Below are 1,934 nucleotides of genomic sequence, written 5' to 3'. Positions count from 1 at the left end.
ATGTCCTGCCCCGAATAGTGAGAAATTAACTTAAAATTTTAACTAAATTTACGAAATTTTCACTGTGAGCAAAATACGTGCTGTAATTGTTGATCCGAATGTGCCAGGGCGTTTAGCACTCCATGAGGTGGATGCACCTATACCCCCACCCAATGAAGCGCTTGTGAGGGTTGCGGCAATTTCTCTCAACCGGGGAGAAGTAAGGCGTTCAACCAGTGCTGATGCTGGTTGGCGGCCTGGTTGGGACTTTGCCGGTACAGTTGAAACTCCTGCTGCTGATGGTTCTAGTCCACCACTTGGGACGCGTGTGGTCGGCTTACTACGTTCCGGCGCTTGGGGAGAATTAGTATCGGTGACTACAAATGCTCTAGCAGAACTACCAGCATCAGTTTCATTTGCTCAAGCAGCGACATTACCTGTAGCTGGTCTAACTGCTTACCATGCTCTACTAAAAGGTGGTTCTCTATTGGGTCGCACAGTTCTGATTACAGGTGCATCAGGTGGTGTTGGGAACTTTGCCCTACAGTTGGCACGGCTAAGTGGAGCGAAGGTTGTGGGTTACATTCGTCAAGCTGGCTATGAATCTATAGTTAAAGAAGCAGGGGCGCAATCAGTGGTAATCGGGGAAGACCTGTCACCCGCAAGGGAATACGGGCCATATCATCTGATTGTAGAATCAGTGGGAGGTAATACGCTATCAACAGCCCTGAAATTACTAGCACCTGATGGTGTAACAGTGCTATTTGGAACTTCAGGTGGGTCTGAGGTAACATTCGATGCTTCCCAGTTTTACGCAACTGCTGGTGCTAGCCTCTACGCTCTGATTCTGTTCCACGAACTGCAACGCGAATCAGCCTCGGTGGGATTGAAACGGCTTTTAAACCTTATTGAAACAGGTCAGTTGTGTCCTCATATTGATGTAGAAGCTTCTTGGACAGAAATTGGCGATTTAGCTCAACAACTGCTTGACAGACGTTTTCCTGGTAAAGCTGTTTTGCACGTTTCGGCTTAAACAATCTACCATTATGGCGGTGATGCTTTCGCGATCGCATTGCTCCCCTGAAGCGATCGCGAAGAGCGTCTCGTAGAGAGGAAACTTGAGCTTTAGGGGGGAGGAATCGCTTGCCTCAAACGCATTAAAGTATGAAGTATGAAGTTACGCTGCTACCCGCAAAACGATTGCAACTATGGCACATACAACTAGTGATTCTATTATAAAAATGCTTAAGCAAGCAGCGTCAGGTGTGTTTTATACAAGTGAATCAGACTATCCTTTTGAGGTAGTTCATTGGAAAATAGGAGAACCGATTACAACAGAAACCATCAGACAAAAAACGGGAACACGTGAAGATGCTCCCGTTGAAGTTATAGATTTAGGTGAATTTTTCAATCCGGAAATACCTGACCCTGACTGGTATGGGGCTGAAGAAAAAGCAGAAGCTGCTAGATACAGAAATCTAATGGAAATTTTGAAAAATCACCTTACCAACATTAATGTCTATCGCTTAGGTGAGATTGAAATTGATATCTATATTTTGGGTCAGTCGAAGTGTGGAGATATCATTGGTTTAGCTACCAAATCTATAGAAACCTAAGTATTAAGAATCACCACTGTCAATTTTTGCTTCAATTACATCTTGAATAGACTTGGGAACATTGGTAAAGAAATTGTAACCTGTTAGCTTCTCTATTTCGTCCACTGAGGTAATATAACGGAATTTGCCATTATCTTTGACATCCCAAGATTGTTGCTTGACTCCTTGCTTGTGAGGCATATTAACGGCAATTACACGAGTGTCCTTAGTTACACCTTGTAGCCCCAAGCCTGGCCTGTCAAGAATAAGGATCACTTTCCAAGAACTAGCAGGAACATTGATTTTATTGCCAGAACTCCTGCCTGTAAAGGTAGACTTGAAACCATTAGTTCCTTCTCC

The 1,934-nt window shown here is 44.1% G+C and carries 3 protein-coding genes; 2 read left to right on the top strand and 1 reads right to left on the bottom strand.

Annotated elements, in window-relative coordinates:
* Positions 1–64: 64 nt before the first annotated feature.
* On the top strand, positions 65–1,012 hold the full coding sequence (locus V7K53_RS25120) for a zinc-binding dehydrogenase (protein WP_335200240.1): 948 nt from the start codon (positions 65–67) through the stop codon (positions 1,010–1,012).
* A gap of 175 nt (positions 1,013–1,187) precedes the next feature.
* Positions 1,188–1,595 carry a nuclease A inhibitor family protein gene (locus V7K53_RS25115; protein WP_335200239.1) on the top strand — a complete coding sequence of 136 codons (408 nt, stop codon included), beginning with the start codon at positions 1,188–1,190 and terminating at the stop codon, positions 1,593–1,595.
* Between the two features lie 3 nt (positions 1,596–1,598).
* Here V7K53_RS25115 and V7K53_RS25110 read toward each other — a convergent pair.
* Positions 1,599–1,934 (bottom strand): DNA/RNA non-specific endonuclease (locus V7K53_RS25110; RefSeq protein ID WP_335200238.1); only part of this gene is annotated, 336 nt, incomplete at its 5' end.

It is taken from the genome of Nostoc sp. (genome assembly GCF_036917355.1).
Taxonomy (GTDB): domain Bacteria; phylum Cyanobacteriota; class Cyanobacteriia; order Cyanobacteriales; family Nostocaceae; genus Nostoc.
Note: the sequence above shows the minus strand (reverse complement) of the source record. Positions and strands in the feature narration are given on the sequence as shown.

Coding starts and splice junctions, on each gene's coding strand:
- V7K53_RS25115 (WP_335200239.1), top strand. CDS start 1,188: ATGGCACATACAACTAGTGATTCTATTATAAAAATGCTTAAGCAAGCA.